10 protein-coding genes and 4 pseudogenes are annotated in these 17983 nt (G+C 59.3%); 6 read left to right on the top strand and 8 right to left on the bottom strand.

Going from position 1 to position 17983, the window contains the following annotated elements:
* Positions 1-17: 17 nt before the first annotated feature.
* Together NLM31_RS07450 and NLM31_RS07445 are read right to left on the bottom strand one after the other, a co-directional pair.
* Positions 18-1244 carry an ISL3 family transposase gene (locus NLM31_RS07450; RefSeq protein WP_254127840.1) on the bottom strand — a complete coding sequence of 409 codons (1227 nt, stop codon included), beginning with the start codon at positions 1242-1244 and terminating at the stop codon, positions 18-20.
* A gap of 371 nt (positions 1245-1615) precedes the next feature.
* A complete protein-coding gene (locus NLM31_RS07445; protein ID WP_256561119.1) occupies positions 1616-2563 on the bottom strand; it encodes a transposase in 948 nt (315 codons plus the stop codon).
* Between the two features lie 491 nt (positions 2564-3054).
* Between NLM31_RS07445 and NLM31_RS07440 the strand changes: the two genes are divergently transcribed.
* The 3 genes from NLM31_RS07440 to NLM31_RS07430 all read left to right on the top strand — a co-directional run bounded on the left by NLM31_RS07440 (position 3055) and on the right by NLM31_RS07430 (position 7919).
* Positions 3055-4824, top strand: a complete 1770-nt coding sequence (locus tag NLM31_RS07440) for a recombinase family protein (RefSeq protein WP_254191895.1) — start codon at positions 3055-3057, stop codon at positions 4822-4824.
* A gap of 323 nt (positions 4825-5147) precedes the next feature.
* The gene (locus NLM31_RS07435) at positions 5148-6578 is read left to right on the top strand and encodes an IS701 family transposase (RefSeq protein ID WP_254128465.1); all 1431 of its coding nucleotides are present in this window, start codon (positions 5148-5150) and stop codon (positions 6576-6578) included.
* A 600-nt stretch (positions 6579-7178) separates the two neighbouring features.
* On the top strand, positions 7179-7919 hold the full coding sequence (locus NLM31_RS07430; protein ID WP_254196147.1) for an outer membrane protein: 741 nt from the start codon (positions 7179-7181) through the stop codon (positions 7917-7919).
* A 1127-nt stretch (positions 7920-9046) separates the two neighbouring features.
* Here the strand turns inward: NLM31_RS07430 and NLM31_RS07425 are convergent.
* The 5 genes and pseudogenes from NLM31_RS07425 to NLM31_RS07405 all read right to left on the bottom strand — a co-directional run bounded on the left by NLM31_RS07425 (position 9047) and on the right by NLM31_RS07405 (position 13670).
* Positions 9047-9811: a LuxR family transcriptional regulator gene (locus NLM31_RS07425; protein ID WP_254191894.1), complete on the bottom strand. Its 765-nt coding sequence runs from the start codon at positions 9809-9811 to the stop codon at positions 9047-9049.
* Positions 9812-10315: 504 nt separating this feature from the next.
* Positions 10316-10564: a hypothetical protein gene (locus tag NLM31_RS07420; RefSeq protein ID WP_254191893.1), complete on the bottom strand. Its 249-nt coding sequence runs from the start codon at positions 10562-10564 to the stop codon at positions 10316-10318.
* Between the two features lie 810 nt (positions 10565-11374).
* Positions 11375-11629: pseudogene (locus NLM31_RS07415) on the bottom strand (transposase); the annotation flags it as partial.
* 312 nt (positions 11630-11941) lie between these two features.
* Positions 11942-13094, bottom strand: a pseudogene (locus NLM31_RS07410) (IS3 family transposase).
* 282 nt (positions 13095-13376) lie between these two features.
* The gene (locus NLM31_RS07405; protein ID WP_254128687.1) at positions 13377-13670 is read right to left on the bottom strand and encodes a LexA family transcriptional regulator; all 294 of its coding nucleotides are present in this window, start codon (positions 13668-13670) and stop codon (positions 13377-13379) included.
* Between the two features lie 37 nt (positions 13671-13707).
* On the opposite strand from NLM31_RS07405, the pseudogene NLM31_RS07400 reads away from it, so the two are divergent.
* A pseudogene (locus NLM31_RS07400) lies at positions 13708-14256 on the top strand (IS630 family transposase); the annotation flags it as partial.
* A gap of 464 nt (positions 14257-14720) precedes the next feature.
* Here the strand turns inward: NLM31_RS07400 and NLM31_RS07395 are convergent.
* Positions 14721-15893, bottom strand: coding sequence for an IS110 family transposase (locus NLM31_RS07395; RefSeq protein ID WP_254191892.1), 1173 nt, complete (start codon positions 15891-15893; stop codon positions 14721-14723).
* A gap of 78 nt (positions 15894-15971) precedes the next feature.
* Between NLM31_RS07395 and NLM31_RS07390 the strand changes: the two are divergent.
* Both NLM31_RS07390 and NLM31_RS07385 read left to right on the top strand, forming a co-directional pair.
* Positions 15972-16553, top strand: a pseudogene (locus tag NLM31_RS07390) (IS630 family transposase); the annotation flags it as partial.
* Between the two features lie 710 nt (positions 16554-17263).
* Positions 17264-17500, top strand: a complete 237-nt coding sequence (locus tag NLM31_RS07385) for a hypothetical protein (protein ID WP_254191891.1) — start codon at positions 17264-17266, stop codon at positions 17498-17500.
* Positions 17501-17983: the final 483 nt, after the last annotated feature.

The following is a 17983-nucleotide window of genomic DNA, read 5'->3' as shown; positions in this document are numbered from 1 at the left end:
TTTGAACTTTGAGTGGGCTACGCGGCATGGGGGTTGATCGGAGTGAAGTCGAGTTTTCCGGCGATGAGGAAGAGGACGGTGCGCATCGTTGTGAAACGGGTATAGCCGCGGGCCTTGCGTTTAGCCGCCTGGAATAGGCCGTTGAGGGCTTCGATGTAGCCGTTGGTCTGGCGGGTTTGCGTCCAGGCGACGATGCCGTCGAAGTGCTTGCGGATCATTCTGGCGACCTCCTTCATCGGCTCGACCCTGGAGCGCAGGACGTTGGTGCACCACTGTTTGAGCATGGCGGAGACGACGTTGATCTGCTTGCGATCGAGGATGTCGCGCAGATGCTCGCGATAGAGCCAGGCACGCGCCGTGCGTTTGGTCGCGGCCTGAGCAATCAAGGTGTCGAGATCGGCGCGACTTTCGTCCGACAGCCGGCCGCGGTCCTTGAGCAACGTCCAGCGCAGCCCTTTGAGGCTTGGATCTGTGCGCTGTTCGAGGCGCCGCATCTTGTCGACGGCAGTGGAAGCGTGGGCGACGACATGGAACTTGTCGAAGGTGATGCGGGCGTTGGGCAGATGATCTGCGACGCCCTTGATGAAGGCCGGCGACATGTCGATGCTGACCAAACGGACCTGCTCGGCGGTACCTTTGTGGGCGGCCAGATCGGCGGCGAAATCGGCCACCGTCTTGGCGTCCTTGCCCTCGGTGACGAACACTACCTTCCGCTCATCGGTGTCGGCGGTGATGGTCAGATAATTGTGGCCGCGCCGGCAGGACGTCTCGTCGATCGCCACGGCGGTCACTGCCGAAAGGTCCGCCTCGGCCAAGGCGAGATTGACATAGCGCGAGCAGATCGCGTGGACCCGATGCCAGGATTCGTCGACCAGCTTGGCGACGGCCGCAAAGGTCATCTGCTGGGCCATGGCCAGCACCAGCGCTTCGAACAGCAGGGTGAAGCCGGCGAGCTTGCCGAACCAAGCGGGCTCGGCCAGGACGACCTTCCCATCGGGCAGCTTCACCCGCGGCGTCCGAACCTCCAGGAAGCATTCGTGCTGGAAGAAGTTGAGATGTCGCAGCCGCTTGATCTGGGTGTCATGAACCGGGTGGACGCCCGCGACACCGGCGACCGCAAATCGCGTCCCGGCGACGAAATCGACAGTGATCGTCAGAACCTTCTTGGCAGCGTCGAAGTCGACGCCCCGAACGTACCACGGCTTGGTAATCCCAAGCGCCGATTCGAAGAGCTGATTTTGCACCGTCCCACACGCCTCCCAGAGCCCCACCTGCACCCAGCATCGCAAGGGGGCGGTCGGCCCTCAAGGACGCTTCGCGCCGCGGTGCGGTGGCCTGCGGCCATCCTTGACCGCCGAACGCCCCCTTGCACCGGGCAAGGCAGGTCGGGACGGAGGGATGGTCTCTCATCCGGTCGAACATAGGGATGAACGCGGCGCTCGTCGTCAAGCGGCCAAAGCCGTCACTGCACCCACTCGGTTTTCAAAAGAGGCGCGAAACATAGGGCTGAAGAATACTCCCCTCCAGCCAAGCACGAGGCCGTGGCTGTAGGGCAATCGTTTTTTGCATGCTGATCTCCTATCGAGCTGATTAGGCTCGATAGGAAACACCGAAATTATGCGCAGTTCGTTAGCCGGAAGTCGTCCGAGAATCCGATGGATATAGGCTCCCGCTCCTGCGAGCTGCGCATAATCACGGGGTGTGCATAATCCCGCACATAAGTCCAGATCCGCCCGGTCGTGCACTTGCCCTTGGCCAGGATACGGATGGTGGTGTCATCGCCATGAAGGCGCTCGGCAGCGAGCACATGGCGTTCGATCAAGTGGAAGAGCGGCATAACGGCGAAGGTCCCGTGGCCGACCTGGTCGGCCAGCGTCGACAACGGTAGGTCGATCCCCTCGCACTTGAAGCGCGCACTCTGGCGGTTGAGCGGGATATGCATGCCGAACTTGTCGAACAGGATCGTCGCCAGCAATTGTGGACCGATGAATCCGCGGGGCGTGGCATGGAACGGCGCGGGCGGCTGGCTGATCTTCTCGCAATCGCGGCAGGTGAACTTCTCGCGTACCGTCTCGATCAGCTTGAACCGGCGCGGGATCTCCTCCAGCGTCTTGGTCACATCCTCACCGATCTTCGCCAGCCGCGATCCACCGCAGCAGACACAGGCCGTTGGAGCCTCAATGACGACGCGCTCGCGTTCGATGTCATCCGACCATGGCTTGCGCACCGGCCGTTTGCGCATGAAGGGGCGGACGTTCTGCGTCTTCGCCGCTGCGGCCTGCGCGGCAAGCTCATCCTCGCTCGCCGTCGTGACGAGTTCTTCGAGCTCCAACTCCAGCTGCTCGAGCAGCCGTGCCGTGCGCTCGGAGCGCTGCCCGTACAGTTCGCGTTTGAGCTTCTCGATCCGCAGCTCGAGATGCGCGATCAGCGCCTCGTTGTCCGTCAGCTCCGCCCGCGCACTGGCAGCCACCGCCTCGGCTCGCAGCCGCGCCTCACGCGCGGCCTGCAGCGCCGCCAGAGCACTGACAAGGTCCGATGGAAGATCGTCCGGCTTCGATATCATGAAGCCATTGAATCAGATCAAGCAGCAGATTCAAACCGTAAAACGACTATCCGACCCGCGTCGGACGATAGGTTTCTTGTGGGTTGCGCCAATCGATCCCGGACAGCGAGGGGATTGAGGAATGTCCCCAATAGTGAGTCTGACGAATCATTTCCGGAGTTGGTCGAGGTTCGGGACCCCCACCATCCTTTGTGGGGCCGCTCATATCGAGTGATCAGGAAGATCGGCCAGCGAGGGCGCATTCCCGCTTCGTATGAAGTTGAGTTTCGGACAGAAAGCAGTCTCCTGATTCAGGCAAGCGCAATCGAATATTATGAACAAGAAACAAATCAGATTAAGCTAAGTATGGAGGCTCTACTCGAGCTTCTGTCGACAGCGGATTGTCCCGACGCACATGAGCATGGATCCAGCCGATCTTTGGTCGACGCTGACGCCCGCGCTCCGACGCCAGATCGTCGAAGACGTCGCCGCGATTTTGGCGGAGATCCCTCATGAAGTCCGAGTTGGTCACATCAAGCCACTTGGCGCGCAAAGCCGTAGTCTACATCCGGCAGTCGACGCCCCACCAGGTCGTAAGCAATCAGGAATGCCTGCGCCTTCAATATGCGCTTCGCCAGCGCGCCCGCGAACTCGGATGGCGTGAGGCGGCCATCGACGTGATTGACGCCGATCTCGGGTTGAGCGGCGCGTCTATAGCACAGCGTAACGGCTTCAAGGAACTCGTTGGCCGTGTTGGCCTGAGCGAAGCGGGACTTATCCTGTCGACCGACGTGACCCGCTTGGCGCGCAATTGTACCGACTGGTATCCGCTCCTGGATATCTGTGGTCTACGTGGCTGCCTGATAGCCGACCGCGATGGTGTCTATGATCCGGGCACTCCCAACGGACGGTTGCTTCTCGGGCTGCAGGGTTCGATCTCCGAGCTTGAGCTACATACGATCCGCAGCCGGCTGACCGCCGGCCTGCTGGCTAAAGCCGAACGCCGCGAACTTACGGTTATGCTTCCAGTCGGACTGATGCGGGACCCGAGCGGAGTGGTCGTTAAGGATCCCGACATGGCCGTGCAAGGGCGGCTCGGTCTCGTCTTCCAGTTGTTCCTGCAGCTGCGCAGCGTTGCCAAGGTCATGCGAGCGTTAAACGAGCGTGACCTGGAACCGCCGCGTCGTGATCGGTATGGTGATTTGTGCTGGACGCGCGCAACGCTGGCTGCTGTAGCGGCCATCTTGAAGAACCCCGCCTACGCGGGCGCCTTCGTCTATGGACGAACCCGCTTCCAGCCGCCGAAGCGGGAGGGCGCCCTGCCACAAAAGGCTCCGCGGCCGATGGAGGAGTGGCGGATCGTCGTCAAGGATCGATATCCAGCCTATATCGACTGGCCAATTTATGAAAAAATCCGGGCCGTCATCAGAGATAACCGAGCCGAATACATGCGCATCAAAACCCGAGGCGCGCCTCGCAATGGCGAGCTTCTGCTCCACGGCATCGCCTGGTGCGCACGATGCGGCCATAAGATGTACGTCCGCTATAAGGGCGGCGGCGAGTATATATGCAACCACCTGCGTACCCAGGGAGGTCAGCCAACCTGCCAACACATCCGCGCCGCCCATATCGATGCAGCCGTTGGCGATGCATTCCTGACCGCACTAGCGCCGGCCGAACTCGATGCCTTGTCGCGTTCCCGCCGGGTCCAGCAGCAGATGAACAATGCGTTACGCTCCAGCGCAGAACGAGAGCTCGAGCGCAAGCGGTACGCGGCGGCGCTTGCCGAACGGCAGTTCAACCGAGCTGATCCAGATAATCGGCTGGTCGCCTCGGAACTCGAGCGCCGATGGGAAGCGGCGCTAAACGACTTGCGCGCCGCCGAGGAAGCGCTTGCCCGACAGACGCCGTCCAAAGCCATCACGCAAGTAGCGATAAGCAAGGAGCTCAACGACAAGGTCATCAGCCTCACCGGCCGCCTCCCGCAGATATGGGGTGACGAGACTATCTCGGACGCGCATCGCAAGGCTTTGTTGCGATGCCTCATCGAAAAGGTCGTGCTCGACCGTGGTGAGCACGACTTGGCCCTGGCCAGGATCGTCTGGCGGGGAGGCGCCGTGACGGAGCTCGAGGTGAAGATGAGCGTCAACTCCGTCACCAGATTGACGCGAGGCACAGAGATGCGGGAGCTCGCTGGCGCTCGCCCGCGACGGCGTCCCAGACGACGAGATCGCCGCAATCCTTACCCAAGAAGGCCACCGCTCTCCCCGTTGCGCCGATAAGGTGCTGCCCATCACCGTTGGGCGGCTCCGTCGTGCTGCTGCCATCAAGGTAGCTACCCAGCGCAGCCGATGGGAGCATGACGACTCACTCCTCAGCCCGCCCGAACTGGCACGAAGGCTCGAGATTCCGGTGAACTGGCTCTATGTACAGATCCGAAGTAAGCGTTTGCTCATTGATCGCCAACCAAGCGGCGCCTATCTCTTCCCGAATACACAATCCGTTCTTGACGCTATCGGAGACCTTCGAAACCACGTCATTGCGCAACTTGATCTAAGAGAATCAGTTACCTGTTGAGATTCAGGCATCGGCAACGGGGGCTGATATGGATCTCCGGACATCAGGCGGCAGTGAATCGCGATTTTCGGCTTTTGTCGAGAAACTTGTGAGTGTGATCGGACATGCGGACCGGGCCCAGCCGTTGTTTGATTATTGCATCGGCTTAATCATGCCGGGGGAGCGTAAAAGCGTTGAGCCTATGGCAGCGGTAACGGCACCTGATCGGACGGCGGCGCAGCATCAGTCGCTGCTGCACTTCGTCGGCCAATCGCCTTGGTCTGACGAGGGTGTTTTGGCCAAAGTGGGTGAGATGGTACTGCCGGCGATAGAGCGCCATGGACCGATCGAAGCGTGGATCATCGATGACACCGGTTTTCCCAAGAAGGGAGCGCACTCGGTCGGTGTGGCGCGTCAATATTGCGGGCAGCTCGGCAAGCAGGATAACTGCCAAGTCGCGGTATCCCTGTCGCTTGCCAATCACCACGCCAGTCTGCCGGCGATGTATCGTCTCTATCTGCCGCAGGAATGGGCGGCAGATAAGAAACGTCGGCGCAAAGCGGGCGTGCCCAAGGAGATCAGCTTTAAGACCAAGCCAGAGATCGCGCTTGAACAGATCGAAGCAGCCTGCAGAACCGGGCTTCCTCGCGGCGTGGTGCTGATGGATGCCGGATATGGCTGCAACACGGACCTGCGGACCAGCATCAGCGCGTTGGCGTTGACCTATGTGGCTGGTATCTTGCCAAACACCACGGTGTGGACATCCGACACGGCGCCGCTACCGCCGAAAAAATGGTCGGGCAAAGGGCGACCACCAAAGCTGCTGCGCCGCGACCACAAGCATCAACCGATTTCGGTCAAGGAGCTTGCTCTTTGCCTTCCTAAGCGGGTCTGGCGCACGATCAAGTGGCGAGAGGGCGCGGCCGAGCGGCTATCGTCGCGCTTCGCTCGCGCGCGCGTTTGCGTCGCGCATCGAGATTACCAACTCACCGAAAGCCGACCGGAAGAATGGCTTTTGATCGAATGGCCAGAAGGTGAGGACGAGCCGACCAAATACTGGCTTTCAACGTTGCCGGAAACGATCACTTTTGGAAGGCTAGTCGATCTAACCAAGCTGCGCTGGCGCATCGAGCGCGATTATCAGGATCTCAAACAAGAGGTCGGGCTCGGGCATTTCGAAGGGCGAGGTTGGCGTGGCTTCCACCACCACGCTACGCTGTGCATCGCAGCCTACGGATTCCTGGTCTCCGAGAGGGAGACGATTCCCCCCTCGGGATCTCGTTCCACCAGGCCGTTCAAGAGACTTGCGGTTTCCAACGGTTACCGACCCAGAGGCTCCGCTGCTGCGACCCGAACGTCACATCCCGAACTCGATTGCGACGATGCGGCGAAGACTGATCGTTGCCATCGTCCGCACCCTCTCACGCTGTCCCTGTTGCATTCGCCCGATCAAACAGCGCCTTCTTTTGTGACGCAGTAAGATTAGGCGACCTGCTAGCGGACCACAATCCACCTCAGGCATCGCTGTGCTGCAGTAGCCGAAGACCCACTGTCCCTCTGCACCCTGACATTCGCTGCTGCGCATGTAGCAAAGCATCGTCGAGCTAGCTCCTTCAATGTCGCAAATTGTTTCAGCGCGCGGCAATCTCGGTGCCTGCGAAGCCGTGTGGATAGCGGACCACTCTCCATGGACCACCGGTTTGCCAACGCAGCGGCATTTCTACGCCCTCATTCTCTCGCAAGATGGACACGACAGCTTCAACGAACGCACATTTGACGCTGCTCGGGCAAATGCGCTGGTACCGTACTCCAGTCGTCGTCCATCAGCGAAAGCATCCGGGCCGTCAGCCTTCGTCAACGAGCTTCGACATACGGCCACCTACTCCATTGTCAGAATTTCCGTACGCATCAAATACAGCCAATGCGTTCATTGTCAGCAACGTTCAAGCGTACAACCTCTCGCAGCGTCAGAATCAAGCCGATTCTTCCAAGGTGAATGTTGCGCAGCAGTTACAGCAATTTGCGTTGGCGCTGTTATGACGCGCCCGGCCGGGGGCCGCTAAAGGAAATGAAGCTCGAAATGAAAAACTTGTTGCTTATGACTACGAGCATCGTCGCACTCACCGCTGCGGCGCCTGCATTCGCCGCGGATCTCGCTGCACAGCCCGTCTACACCAAGGCGCCACCCGCACCGGTCGTGGTCGCGTTCTACGACTGGAGCGGCTTCTATGCCGGCGTCAACGGCGGATGGGGGTCGAGCCACAATTCATGGGATTTTGCCGGCACGAATCCTGAGGGCTCCCACGACGCAAGCGGCGGCACGGTGGGTGGCCAGATCGGCCATCGCTGGCAGATCGGCCAGACAGTGCTCGGCGTCGAGGGCCAGGGCAACTGGGCCGATTTCAACGGCTCCAATATCAGCACTGCTTTCCCAGCCGACAGGAACCAGACAAGGATCGACGCGTTCGGCTTGGTCACTGGCCAGATCGGGTATGCCGTCAGCAACGTACTGCTTTACGCCAAAGGTGGCACCGCGATCGTGAGCAGCAGCTACCAGGTCAACTCCGTTGCTTCAGGCACGCAACTTGGGAGCGCGGACACGACACGTTGGGGCGGCGTCGTTGGTGCCGGATTCGAGGTCAACTTGACGCCGAATTGGTCAGCTGGCCTCGAGTACGACCATGTGTTTATGCCGACTAGCGACGTGAACTTCACCGCCGCCGGCGGTGGCACCCTTAGGAACGATCGCATCCACCAAGATTTCGATCTCGTGACCGCGCGAGTCAATTACAAGTTTGGCTGGCCCTTAGTTCTCAAGTAGCGATCTCCTCACCTCCAAAGGGCGATCGAGAGCTCCGGCCTTTAGCCGGGGCTCTTTCTTGAGCTAATTTTAGGAGCGCCCAATCATCGGAGCGCCTCTTGTCTTCAAAAGCTGATGCTTAGCTTAAAGGCATTTCATTTTCATTCAGACAGTCGAAGGATGCGTTTGCCTGGATGTGAGGGCACCGAGTGAGCAGGGCACGATAGCGTCCATCAACAACTATGCTCGAGGCGTGTTACTATCGCACTCTGCCAAAGCTTAAACTTCGTGAATCCAGCGACCTTAAAATGGGTCCGCACGTCACAGCTGGCGGCTTTTTCTAACTTGATAACCTCAACCCCGATGCTTTGGCTTTCGGCTCACGGACACAGCTGAGGGCATTCCCAATATGCCCACGAGACACGCCTACACCGCCTACCCGAGATGATCTACAAAGGGCGCGGATGTGTGACCTGCATTATGTACCCGCGCTCGATGAGTGCGAAGAGCACGTGAATGACGCTGATCGCTCGCGACTCTTGGATCGAGCTCGCGGCCATCCCCTCGCAGCATCATCGACCCGCACAGTCTCGGGGAAATCTCACGTCGTGACCCATTTTGCACACCTGACGATCGCAAAGCTAGAGGTTCATCGCCAACAATATTCATTGCGGACGATACGTTCCGCCGAGTCGCGCTCGGCATGCATTCCCTCTACCTCCCTATGGGAGTCGCTGACACGTGGTTCGGCAGAACCGCGGCAAGGTTTAGCACTTTTTTCAGGGCGCCTCCGTGGCCTGGAGGACCGGCGGCTCTCCCGCAAGTCCGGAATATCGAGCGATCTGTATCACATGGCTTTTATACGTCGCTGTCGCTCCTCCACGCAAAAGCCTCGAAAGACCATTCAACCCATGTCTTCCAGCACGTGATCTTGTCCGGCGCGCTAGATTTCTACCGGCACAACTCGTCAGCTTACGAGGGCTCATTGAGTAGCAGCACTCATCAGTCGAAGTAACTAAGAAGTCGCGTCAGGGGATTCATCGCAACCAGCACAGCATTGGAGCGCCCCGAGAGCGCACTGCTCGTTCGCTCGCAGAAATCGGCTTGCCACGTTTGTGGCGGCGTCCTGCGAGCGAACGCGACACCAGTTAGGCTACCATCGGCTTCGTCAACGCGGGCTCCGTAAATTCAATAAGCCCAAGACGAATTGCCTTTACAAGACCATGAGTCCGGCTCGCCGTGCCAAGCTTTCGCATTGCATTCTTAACATGAAAATTCACCGTATTCTCGCTCACGTTCAGTATCTTCCCGATTTCCCAGGACGATTTGCCTTCCGCGACCCATCGCAAGCAATCCTTTTCGCGCTCGGATAGATTGATCTTTCCGTTTGAGGCGCAGTCTGAGGGCTTCGCGATCTCCGCAAACGCAATATGAAAGTGCCAAGCCAGCGCCTTAAGGCGCCTCACATTCGCCTGAGGATCGGCATCATCAAAACAGGAAGCGAATGATATCACCGATATTTGCCCTAATGGCCCGAATAATGGCACACCGACACCATTCTTCAGGCCAGCCTCTCTGGCCTCCTGTAGTACACGTTGTTCGCATGCCTGCAGTTGATATGCTTTGGCGAGCTCGTCCCATAGAAACGGCCCCGCAAACATTGGTGTCCGCCGGACCACCGGGTCAACGGTGTAGTACTTGCGTTCCAAATAGCGCCGGCACCAATCAGGCGGGGCCTTCATAGCTACCAGAGGCGGCGGGCACCCCGGTAGACGGAGCGACTCCGAGAAAGTGAGTGCTCCGTAAGCGATCTCAGTGAACCCCTCTTCGCTCGCACAGCTCACAAGCAGCTCAAACAGCGCTTTGAGAGATTGCGTTTGACTAGCGCATTCGACGAAGCTGAAGAGATTCATTGGCGCCTCACGCGATCAAGCCAGAAGGCAGTTGTACGCCTTTCGATTGCGTTTGTTTCAAACGGAAGTTCGTTGCATTTTTGGAGTGTTCCAAGTCGGAATGCGGCCGAGCGACTGCGCTGATAGCTTCGGCCCGAACGAAGCCTTCAGCGCCGTTTCGGCATGGACTCGTTGTCGATATAGGCAAGGTCGGAACGCCCGCGCGTTTCCGCTGGTTTGCACGGCGACGTCCAAATTTCTTTCGTCGGTGCTCAAATGATGGTGGATCGCGCGGGGGACGCCTGCGCCCATATTTCGCGCTAGACTGTGTGGCTTTGTCAGCCTCCCCGCTACACCAAACAATCATCAGCTGGTTGTTCGATCGCCCGCGGGGCGAGATCCAGAGTTCCGGCCTCGGCCAGGCCCCTGAGCAGCAGTGCACAGACCGGCTTGATGATGCCGCGCTCCAACTGCTTGATGCCACTATCAAAGGCTCGCTTGCGAGCGAATATGAGTTCGTACGGACTATATCGCCAGTTGTTTCATGCGTGTCACCACGGCCAGCGTATAGCTTATCGGCAGCGAGCCGGCGTCGGTGAACCCGCGATCTTTGGGGTGATCGGTGGTCTCGGATCCAAATGAACCAAATCCCGGCAGATAACGCGGCGCATTTGCCGCACTCATTGTGAGACCACCCATGTTTCCGTCGAACGACTCGCGCACGTCCACCGTCCCGTTCAACACGAGCCGATCGAATCGATTGACACTGGTCATTGTCCTTGCGCTCGCGGACATGGGCGACAAGCCGCACTGAGGTTCGGGCAAGATCCGGAACCCGATTGGTGTAGATGACGCTGAGCATCCGCTTCTCCAAGAACTCTGAAGGACCGGGATAAGCTCAGCAAGTGTCATACCAGTCGCGCCCCCGGGGACGCTAGTCGTCAAGGAAAGCACTTGAAGAGATGGACGGGTCCTAAGAATTTAAGCACTGCGACATACGTCAGATTTACAACATCGCTGTTTGCACCAAGACGACATCCCTAGCGTAGACCAAGGAATCTCGTGGTACTGATGTGCCTACGATCTCCTCTCGCGCAAAGGCTGAACGAGTGCGCTAGGGAATGCACGCACGCGAGCGACCGAAGCTCTTTACCGACTTGCGCCGGGCATTGCCGATCCAGTGAGGATCTCGCAAAAATTGTCGCCGACCAACTCGAAGCCTGGAATTATATTGCCCTCATCCGACATCCGGAGCTTTGCAGTCTAGTCAACCACTAACGTTAGTAATTGATCGAGATGATAGAGACATGCAATCAATGCCTAATCAAGGCACGCAGGTCGTGCCACCGGAAATTCGGCATGCAACAGAGAGCTGTTCGCAAAAGGGACCCGATCGAGCTGTGAAATCGCTGCCTGCTGATCTACTTCGCTCTCAGGCTTGCTCCAACGACGACCTCTCTTTCCTGATCGAAACCCATGACGGGCCTTCGGGAGCAGTCGCTCCGCGCGCAGGTTTTAAAGGGCTGTGGGCTTCATCTGCTTTCGGGCGAGCTCAGCGAACCAGGGCTCGACTTGATTGATTCATGACGCCGAAGTCGGCGCAAAGTGCACATGATAATGTGGCCGACGGTCGAGCCACGCCTTGATCTTAGGCGCCCGGTGGGGCGCAGTTATCCATGACGATATGGACATCGAGCCCTTCAGGTACTTGAGCATCGATCTCCTTTGGACACTTCAAGAACTCAACCGCCCATGGCGCCTGTCGCAATTGCCGATGACGAGACCCGAGGCGACATCGAGCGCAGCAAACAGTGAGGTCGCACCATGCCGCACATAGCTGCCTCGTCAAACGCCGCGAGCTCCTTTCGTTCCTGCGGCGAAGATCCTGGCAATTTCTTCTCACGCGCTGGCAACGAGAATGATCCAAGCAACCTGCGGCCTCGCCGGAGGCGTACCCTCGAGCTGCTTCAGCCGCCTCATCTCCGTCGGCAGCAGCCGGTCATGCAGAGGTGGCCCCGGTTGTTTGGACAGCGCCCCGAGGAAGTTAAGTGGATTCCTGCCGGGTTATGCTGAACGTGGGGCTCTACGATTTTGTCGTTGCGTCGGGAGGGCGTAGCCCGACCAGAGGGACGACAAAATCGTAAACGACGGTCATGCGGCCATCACCATTGCTTGCGCGCCGAAGTAAGCCTCGTCGGGCGTGCGTCCGTCAAGGCTCGAGTGAGGGCCTCCCTGATTGTAGAACGTCAGATACTTGGTAATCGACGCTCGCGCCTCCGACACGCTGTCGTAGGCGCGAAGATACATTTCCTCGTATTTGACCGTCCGCCAGAGCCGCTCGACAAACACGTTGTCGCGCCAAGCGCCCTTGCCGTCCATGCTGATGGCGATCTTCGCGTCCAGCAGCACGCTGGTGAAGTCGAGGCCGGTGAACTGGCTGCCCTGATCCGTGTTGAAAATCTCGGGCCTGCCGTGCTTCGCCAATGCTTCCTGGAGCGCTTCGACGCAGAAGGCTGCCTCCATCGTGATCGATACGCGATGGGCCAGGACCCGTCGGCTGAACACATCAACGACCGCCGCGAGGTAGACGAAGCCACGCCGCATCGGAATGTAGGTGATGTCCATCGACCACGCCTGGTCGGCCCGTTCGATCTTCAATCCGCGCAACAGGTACGGGTAGATCTTGTGGTCCGGTGCCGGCCTGCTGGTGTTCGGACGGCGATAGATCGCCTCGATCCCCATCCGCTTCATCAGCGTCGCAACGTGGCGGCGGCCAACCCGCACGCCCTCACGCCGCAACAGCAATCGCAGCATCCGCGCTCCCGCGAAGGGGTAATCGAGGTGCAGCTCATCGGGCCGGCGCATCAAGGCAAGGTCCTCGGCCGAAACCGGCCGAGGCTCATAGTAGACCGTGCTGCGGGCGAGGCTCAGGACCTTCGCCTGGCGTACAACAGACAGATCATGATCGCGGTCGATCATCGCTTTGCGCTCAGCAGGCCCGCCTTGGTGAGCGCGCCGGACAAAAAATCGTTCTCCAACGCAAGCTCGCCGATCTCTGCGCAAACGAAGTTTGTCGCTTGGCATGTAACGCCTTCAAATCGACCGGGGCCTCCGCCGATCCCTTGTCCTGCCCAAACACGCCGGCGGCGCCTTCCAGGAGCTGGTTCTTCCAGGTCGTGATCTGGTTGGGGTGAACATCAAACGCTTGCGCAAGTTCGGCCTGTGTCCTTTCCCCCTTCACGGCAGCCAAAGCCACCCTCGCCTTGAAGGCCGGAGAATGCGTCCGGCGGCTCCTCTTCGTCATCTTCGCTCCTGATTCGCGGCAAGAATCCTCGCCGCTGTCAGGCAGAAAATCCACTTAAGCTACCGTCCGATTTTGCCGAGTCACCTCTTGCTTCTCTTTCGAGTTGAAATAGGTCGCGTGGCTTACTCCAGCCTTCGGTACATCTCAGCAATCGTCGCCTCGTTGTCGCCTTGCTTGAGAATGAGAGCCTTTTGGCCGTCTGACATTTCGAGCCTTTCATCGTTCATTTCTTCTCCCAGCCGGCAGGTCGATGCGAAACATTCTAGTACCTCGTCACACTGATTATGACTGGTTGATTCCGAGCCAGTTCAGGATGGGCAGGTCTTTCGGAGCCACGAGGATTTGGATGCTTCGAGCGACGCCGGGTTGGCGCCGAATGAGACCATTTCGTTCGAGGGTCACGATCATCTGGTGGACCGAAGGCGGGCTGACTTGAAAGTGGCGCTGCATGTCGGTCTCGGCGGGCGGGCGTCGGAACATGTGCGCGTAGGTGTAGATGAAGGCCAGGTACTGGCCCTGCTTTTCGGTGAAGCCTTGAGGGCTGAGGCTGCGAGCGGCGCCTGATTTTCGATTCATTTGTCGATTCGTCCGGTCCTCCGACAAGGAGGTCGCGATGAATGTACGTTATCGGGTCGAATTGAGCCAAGCCGAACGCTGTGAACTCACCGCGATGTTGAGCAAGGGCAAGCGGGCTGCCCGCAAGCTCAAGCGCGCCCAGATATTGCTGGCGGCCGATGCCGGCCGCAGCGATGAAGAGATTGCCCGCGCCGTGGCGGTGGGCGGTTCCACCGTGTACCGGACCAAACGGCGCTTCGTGGAAGGCAATCTGGAGCGGGCGCTGAGCGAGGATCCGCGTCCAGGCGCGGAGCGCAAGCTCACCGGCAAGGAGGAAGCCCTGCTGGTGGCAACGGCTTGCGCAACCCCTCCCGAGGGTCGCGCCCGCTGGACGCTGGAGCTTTTGGCCGACGCCATGGTCAGGCTCACCGACCACGAGAGCCTGTCGGGCGAGACGGTGCGCCGGCGGCTGGCCGAAAACGGCCTCAAGCCGTGGCGCAAGGATATGTGGTGCATTCCAAAGGTCGATGGCGAATATGTCGCCCGCATGGAAGACGTGCTCGACCTATATGCCGAGGCGCCTGATCCCGACCGGCCGGTGGTCTGCTCACATGGGGATTGAGTGTGTCAAGGTGGTTGGTCAGCTCTTTGTTCGATGGCAGGCCAGCTCTTCGTCCCGACCTTGGAGCTTTGGAGATGGGGCGCGCAGATCAAGTCAAGGCCGGCCCGTAGGGCCGCCGCGCAGCGGCTTGGCCTTGACTTGATCGAGCACGCCATCAGGCTGATGTGGTCGGGCGTAGGCAGGCCAGATAGCTCCTTTTTTCGATGGCGATCCAAGTCGAGCCCGGTTTTGGCAATCTGGTTTACTTGCCAGATCAAACTCACATTCGGTCGTCGCGCGAGGCAACTGCACCAACATTCCGCTTGCGGCGGGCAGGCTCGAGAGGACGAGACCATTCTTCGACGCGGCTTTTTGAAGCCATGCAGACCATCGGTTCGTCCACCCGGATCGGCCGAGGCTGATCGAACCTCGGCAGATTGGTTTTGAGTTTGCGGGGGAAAGCGCTTGTGTTAGGCGACGGACTTCATCACGGCTCCCTCAATCACGACGCCTGCGGTCACGTACTTCCACAGAGCCACGAGCAGCTTGCGCGCCAGCGCCACGATCGCACGCTTGCGGCCGCGCTGGCTGTGCGCCTTGAACCACTGCGCCAGAGCCGATTGTCCCTGGTGGCGCACCCAGAGCCAGGCGAGCTGGACCATGGTTGTGCGCAGCCGCGGATTGCCGGCCTTCGACACGCCCTGCTCGCGTTCGATACCGCCACTCCGCCATGGCGTGGCCGCAAGACCGGCATAGGCAGCAACCTGACGACGGTTGGCGAAGTGGCGGTAGAAGGCCTCCGACCAGAGAACCCCGGCGAAGTTGGCGCCCATTCCCTTCAAGGCGAGCAGCATTGTGACCGGGTCCGCTGCGCCCTTCTTCTCGCCGGCTGGCTTTCCCGCCTCGACCAGGAGAGCATCCTGCGCGGCCTCCACTGCCTTGATCTGGTCGAGCAGCAGTTCGAGCCGATCGAGTTCGCGACTGACCTGCGCTTTGAGATGCGGCAGCAGTGCGCGACCGTCCCCCGTACGCAGGGCCTCAAGGCGCGCCCGCCGGTCGCGCCGCAACGGCGCGTAATCAGATATCCCTTGCGCGAACAGAAGGCCTTTGATCCGGTTCACATGCTCGATCCGCTCAGCGATCAATGTCCGCCGCTCACGGCAAATCCGGCGGCGGTCCTCTTCTTCCGGAGAGGGAGCAACGACCATCGCGCAGACCCGCGGTTCGCCGCGCTTGTAGGCCAAAAGCGCCCGCAGCAGCGTCTCGCCATCCAGCCTGTCCGTCTTGGCCCGCCTGCGCCGGCGCGAAGTCGCGATCGAGGCCGGATCCACCACGTGGCTCTCGATGCCCTCCTGCTGCAGACTGCGGTGAAGCCAGAACCCATCCAGCCCCGCCTCCTGGATCGTAATGATCGGATAGCTCTCACCCGTTCGCGCCTGCGCCTTGCGCTTTAGCTCTGCGAACAGCTTCAAGAGTTCCGCAATATCGCCGGCCTTCACGCTGCGTTTGGACATTTTCTCGCTCTTGCCGGGCGATAGCGAGGTAACCAGCCAAGTCGAACGGCTCAGTTCCAACGACACAAAAATTGCGCCAAACTGCGTGCGGATAGCGGCCGGTCCGTCGGAATGATGATCGAGCAACATCGTCGTTCTCCAGGTTGAAGGGATTCAGCAACCTCAGTCTGGCCTCAGACCTAGTCGCTATCCACTCCCCATGGAATCTTCGACGAGAGCCCGGTCCAGCTCATCGGCGAGGTTCGCGAGCCGATCCCCGCCGAGCCGGGCCAACTCGAACGTTACGATTGCGAGTATCGCCGCAACGGCACCGTCAATCTCTTCGTCTGCATCGACGTGCATCGGCCATGGCGCAAAGTCAAAGTCACAGAGCGACGGGCGGCAGAAGATTACGCCCAGTGCATGCGCGAACTCGTCGATGTTCATTATCCCGACGCCGGGTGCATCCGCGTCGTGCAGGACAATCTGTCGACCCACTCCGTAGGCTCCCTCTATGAGGCATTCGCGCCTGACGAAGCCCGGCGAATTCTGCGCCGCCTGGAGTTCCACTACACCCCAAAGCACGCCAGTTGGCTCAACATGGTCGAGATCGAGATCGGCGTGCTCCGCGGTCAGTGCCTCGACCGCAGGATCGACGACCCAAACTGGCTCCGCCGCGAAATCGCCGCATGGGAGAAACAACGAAATGCCGCTGGCGCCCGCATCAAATGGATGTTCACGACCGAAAAAGCCCGCGCCAAAATGGGCCGCGCCTATCCCGCAACGTCCAAAGAGTCACAATCACTGTGACAAGCTACTAGCTTGAATTGATTCAGTTTTCCGGCCTCAGATCATTCATTCTCTTGGATCTGTTTGGGGAAGCATCAAAGACGCCTTGATGCGCCAGGTCGTTTCCTCGTTCGCAGCGACGACGAACGCGATCTGTCTTCCCTAGAATTGGTAGCGGCACTCGGTCCGTGTTTGCCGTAGCTTTCGCAATTGACGATCGGTGCGCGACTAGAGCGAGGTAATTGGCGGCCCTCGATCTGCAACGACATTCGACATAGCTACAATCGTGAGTGTTCCCCTTAAGTGGCACGATCCCGCCAACACGAGTCGCGATCCAAGAACGGAGCTGTAGATGGCAATACTGATCGATAATCCGTTTACCCCACCAGCACACACAGATTCCACGTACGTGTGCATCGCCGAACCGGTGCAATTCGTGTCAGGAGGCGCCAAGTGAGCTTGGCTGGCAATCCCGATGGCAACGACGTCTTTTGCGCTTGGTGGCACTCGCGAAAAGTGCAGCAAGATTTGAACAGAAACGGAATAGCAGACAACTCAGCGGCAGGCGTACTTAGTGCGTGCTTCCTATCACTTGCACCCGAAAACGGAGATTATCTCGCGCCACCAAAACTCGCAGTGATCGTTCTACTCATCTTGTGCAGCGAGGCGGCTTTCATGAAATGGTGCGGGCTTCTCAATTGTTTATGCGTGCAGACTCTTGGACTATAATCATGAAGCTTGTCGAATATCCTTCCGAAAGCTCTACCGGGTCGACGGTCTTTGTTGGCAAGAATCGTTCAGGAGACTGGGTCGTCCGCGAAGAAAATGGTACTTTTGGTGGCCTATTTGCGAGTCGCGATCAAGCGCTCAAGTACGCACTCTGCGAGAATGGCAAACATCCAGAAACTATCTTCGAGATGTCTTGCGAGATCGAACTCGTTTTTCCGACAATCGGGCGCAGGTTCTGATAAATCGGCGCCCTTGAGAGGGGTTAAGTTGCCTTTGCTGCAGTCCAGCGAGTAAGCGACCACGCCCTTAAGAGAGCAGCAGATTGGCTGCGGAACTATCAGAAGCAGCAAAAAACCACGCGCGTTCAACCATGGCTATGTCCCGAAACCTTCTGAATACTTGAGGCCGCGAGGTTGGTGCGCCTTCGTACACTTAACGCCGAGCTGTCGATGTCCGGCCTTTCAATCGCGGACCTCACCAACGGCGCGAGGATAGCGCTCGTGCCATCGGAGCTGGTCAGGGTCGAACAATCGAAAACGTCGCCAGCGACTGCGGTGTGTGCTTGGTCAGGTATTGGATTTAATCGTCATCGAACCGAGGTCGCGGAGAGCCTCATTGCCAGATTCTGTCGGGCGCGCTTAATCTGTGTGGCGGAGTGCGGACACCACCACCAGTCGATAGACAGAGGTCGGCATCGCTTGTTCCCCAGCTGGCTTTCGCCA

The sequence above is a fragment of the Bradyrhizobium sp. CCGUVB4N genome (genome assembly GCF_024199945.1).
In the GTDB taxonomy this organism is placed as follows: domain Bacteria; phylum Pseudomonadota; class Alphaproteobacteria; order Rhizobiales; family Xanthobacteraceae; genus Bradyrhizobium.
This window is presented reverse-complemented; position numbering and strand designations above follow the sequence as displayed.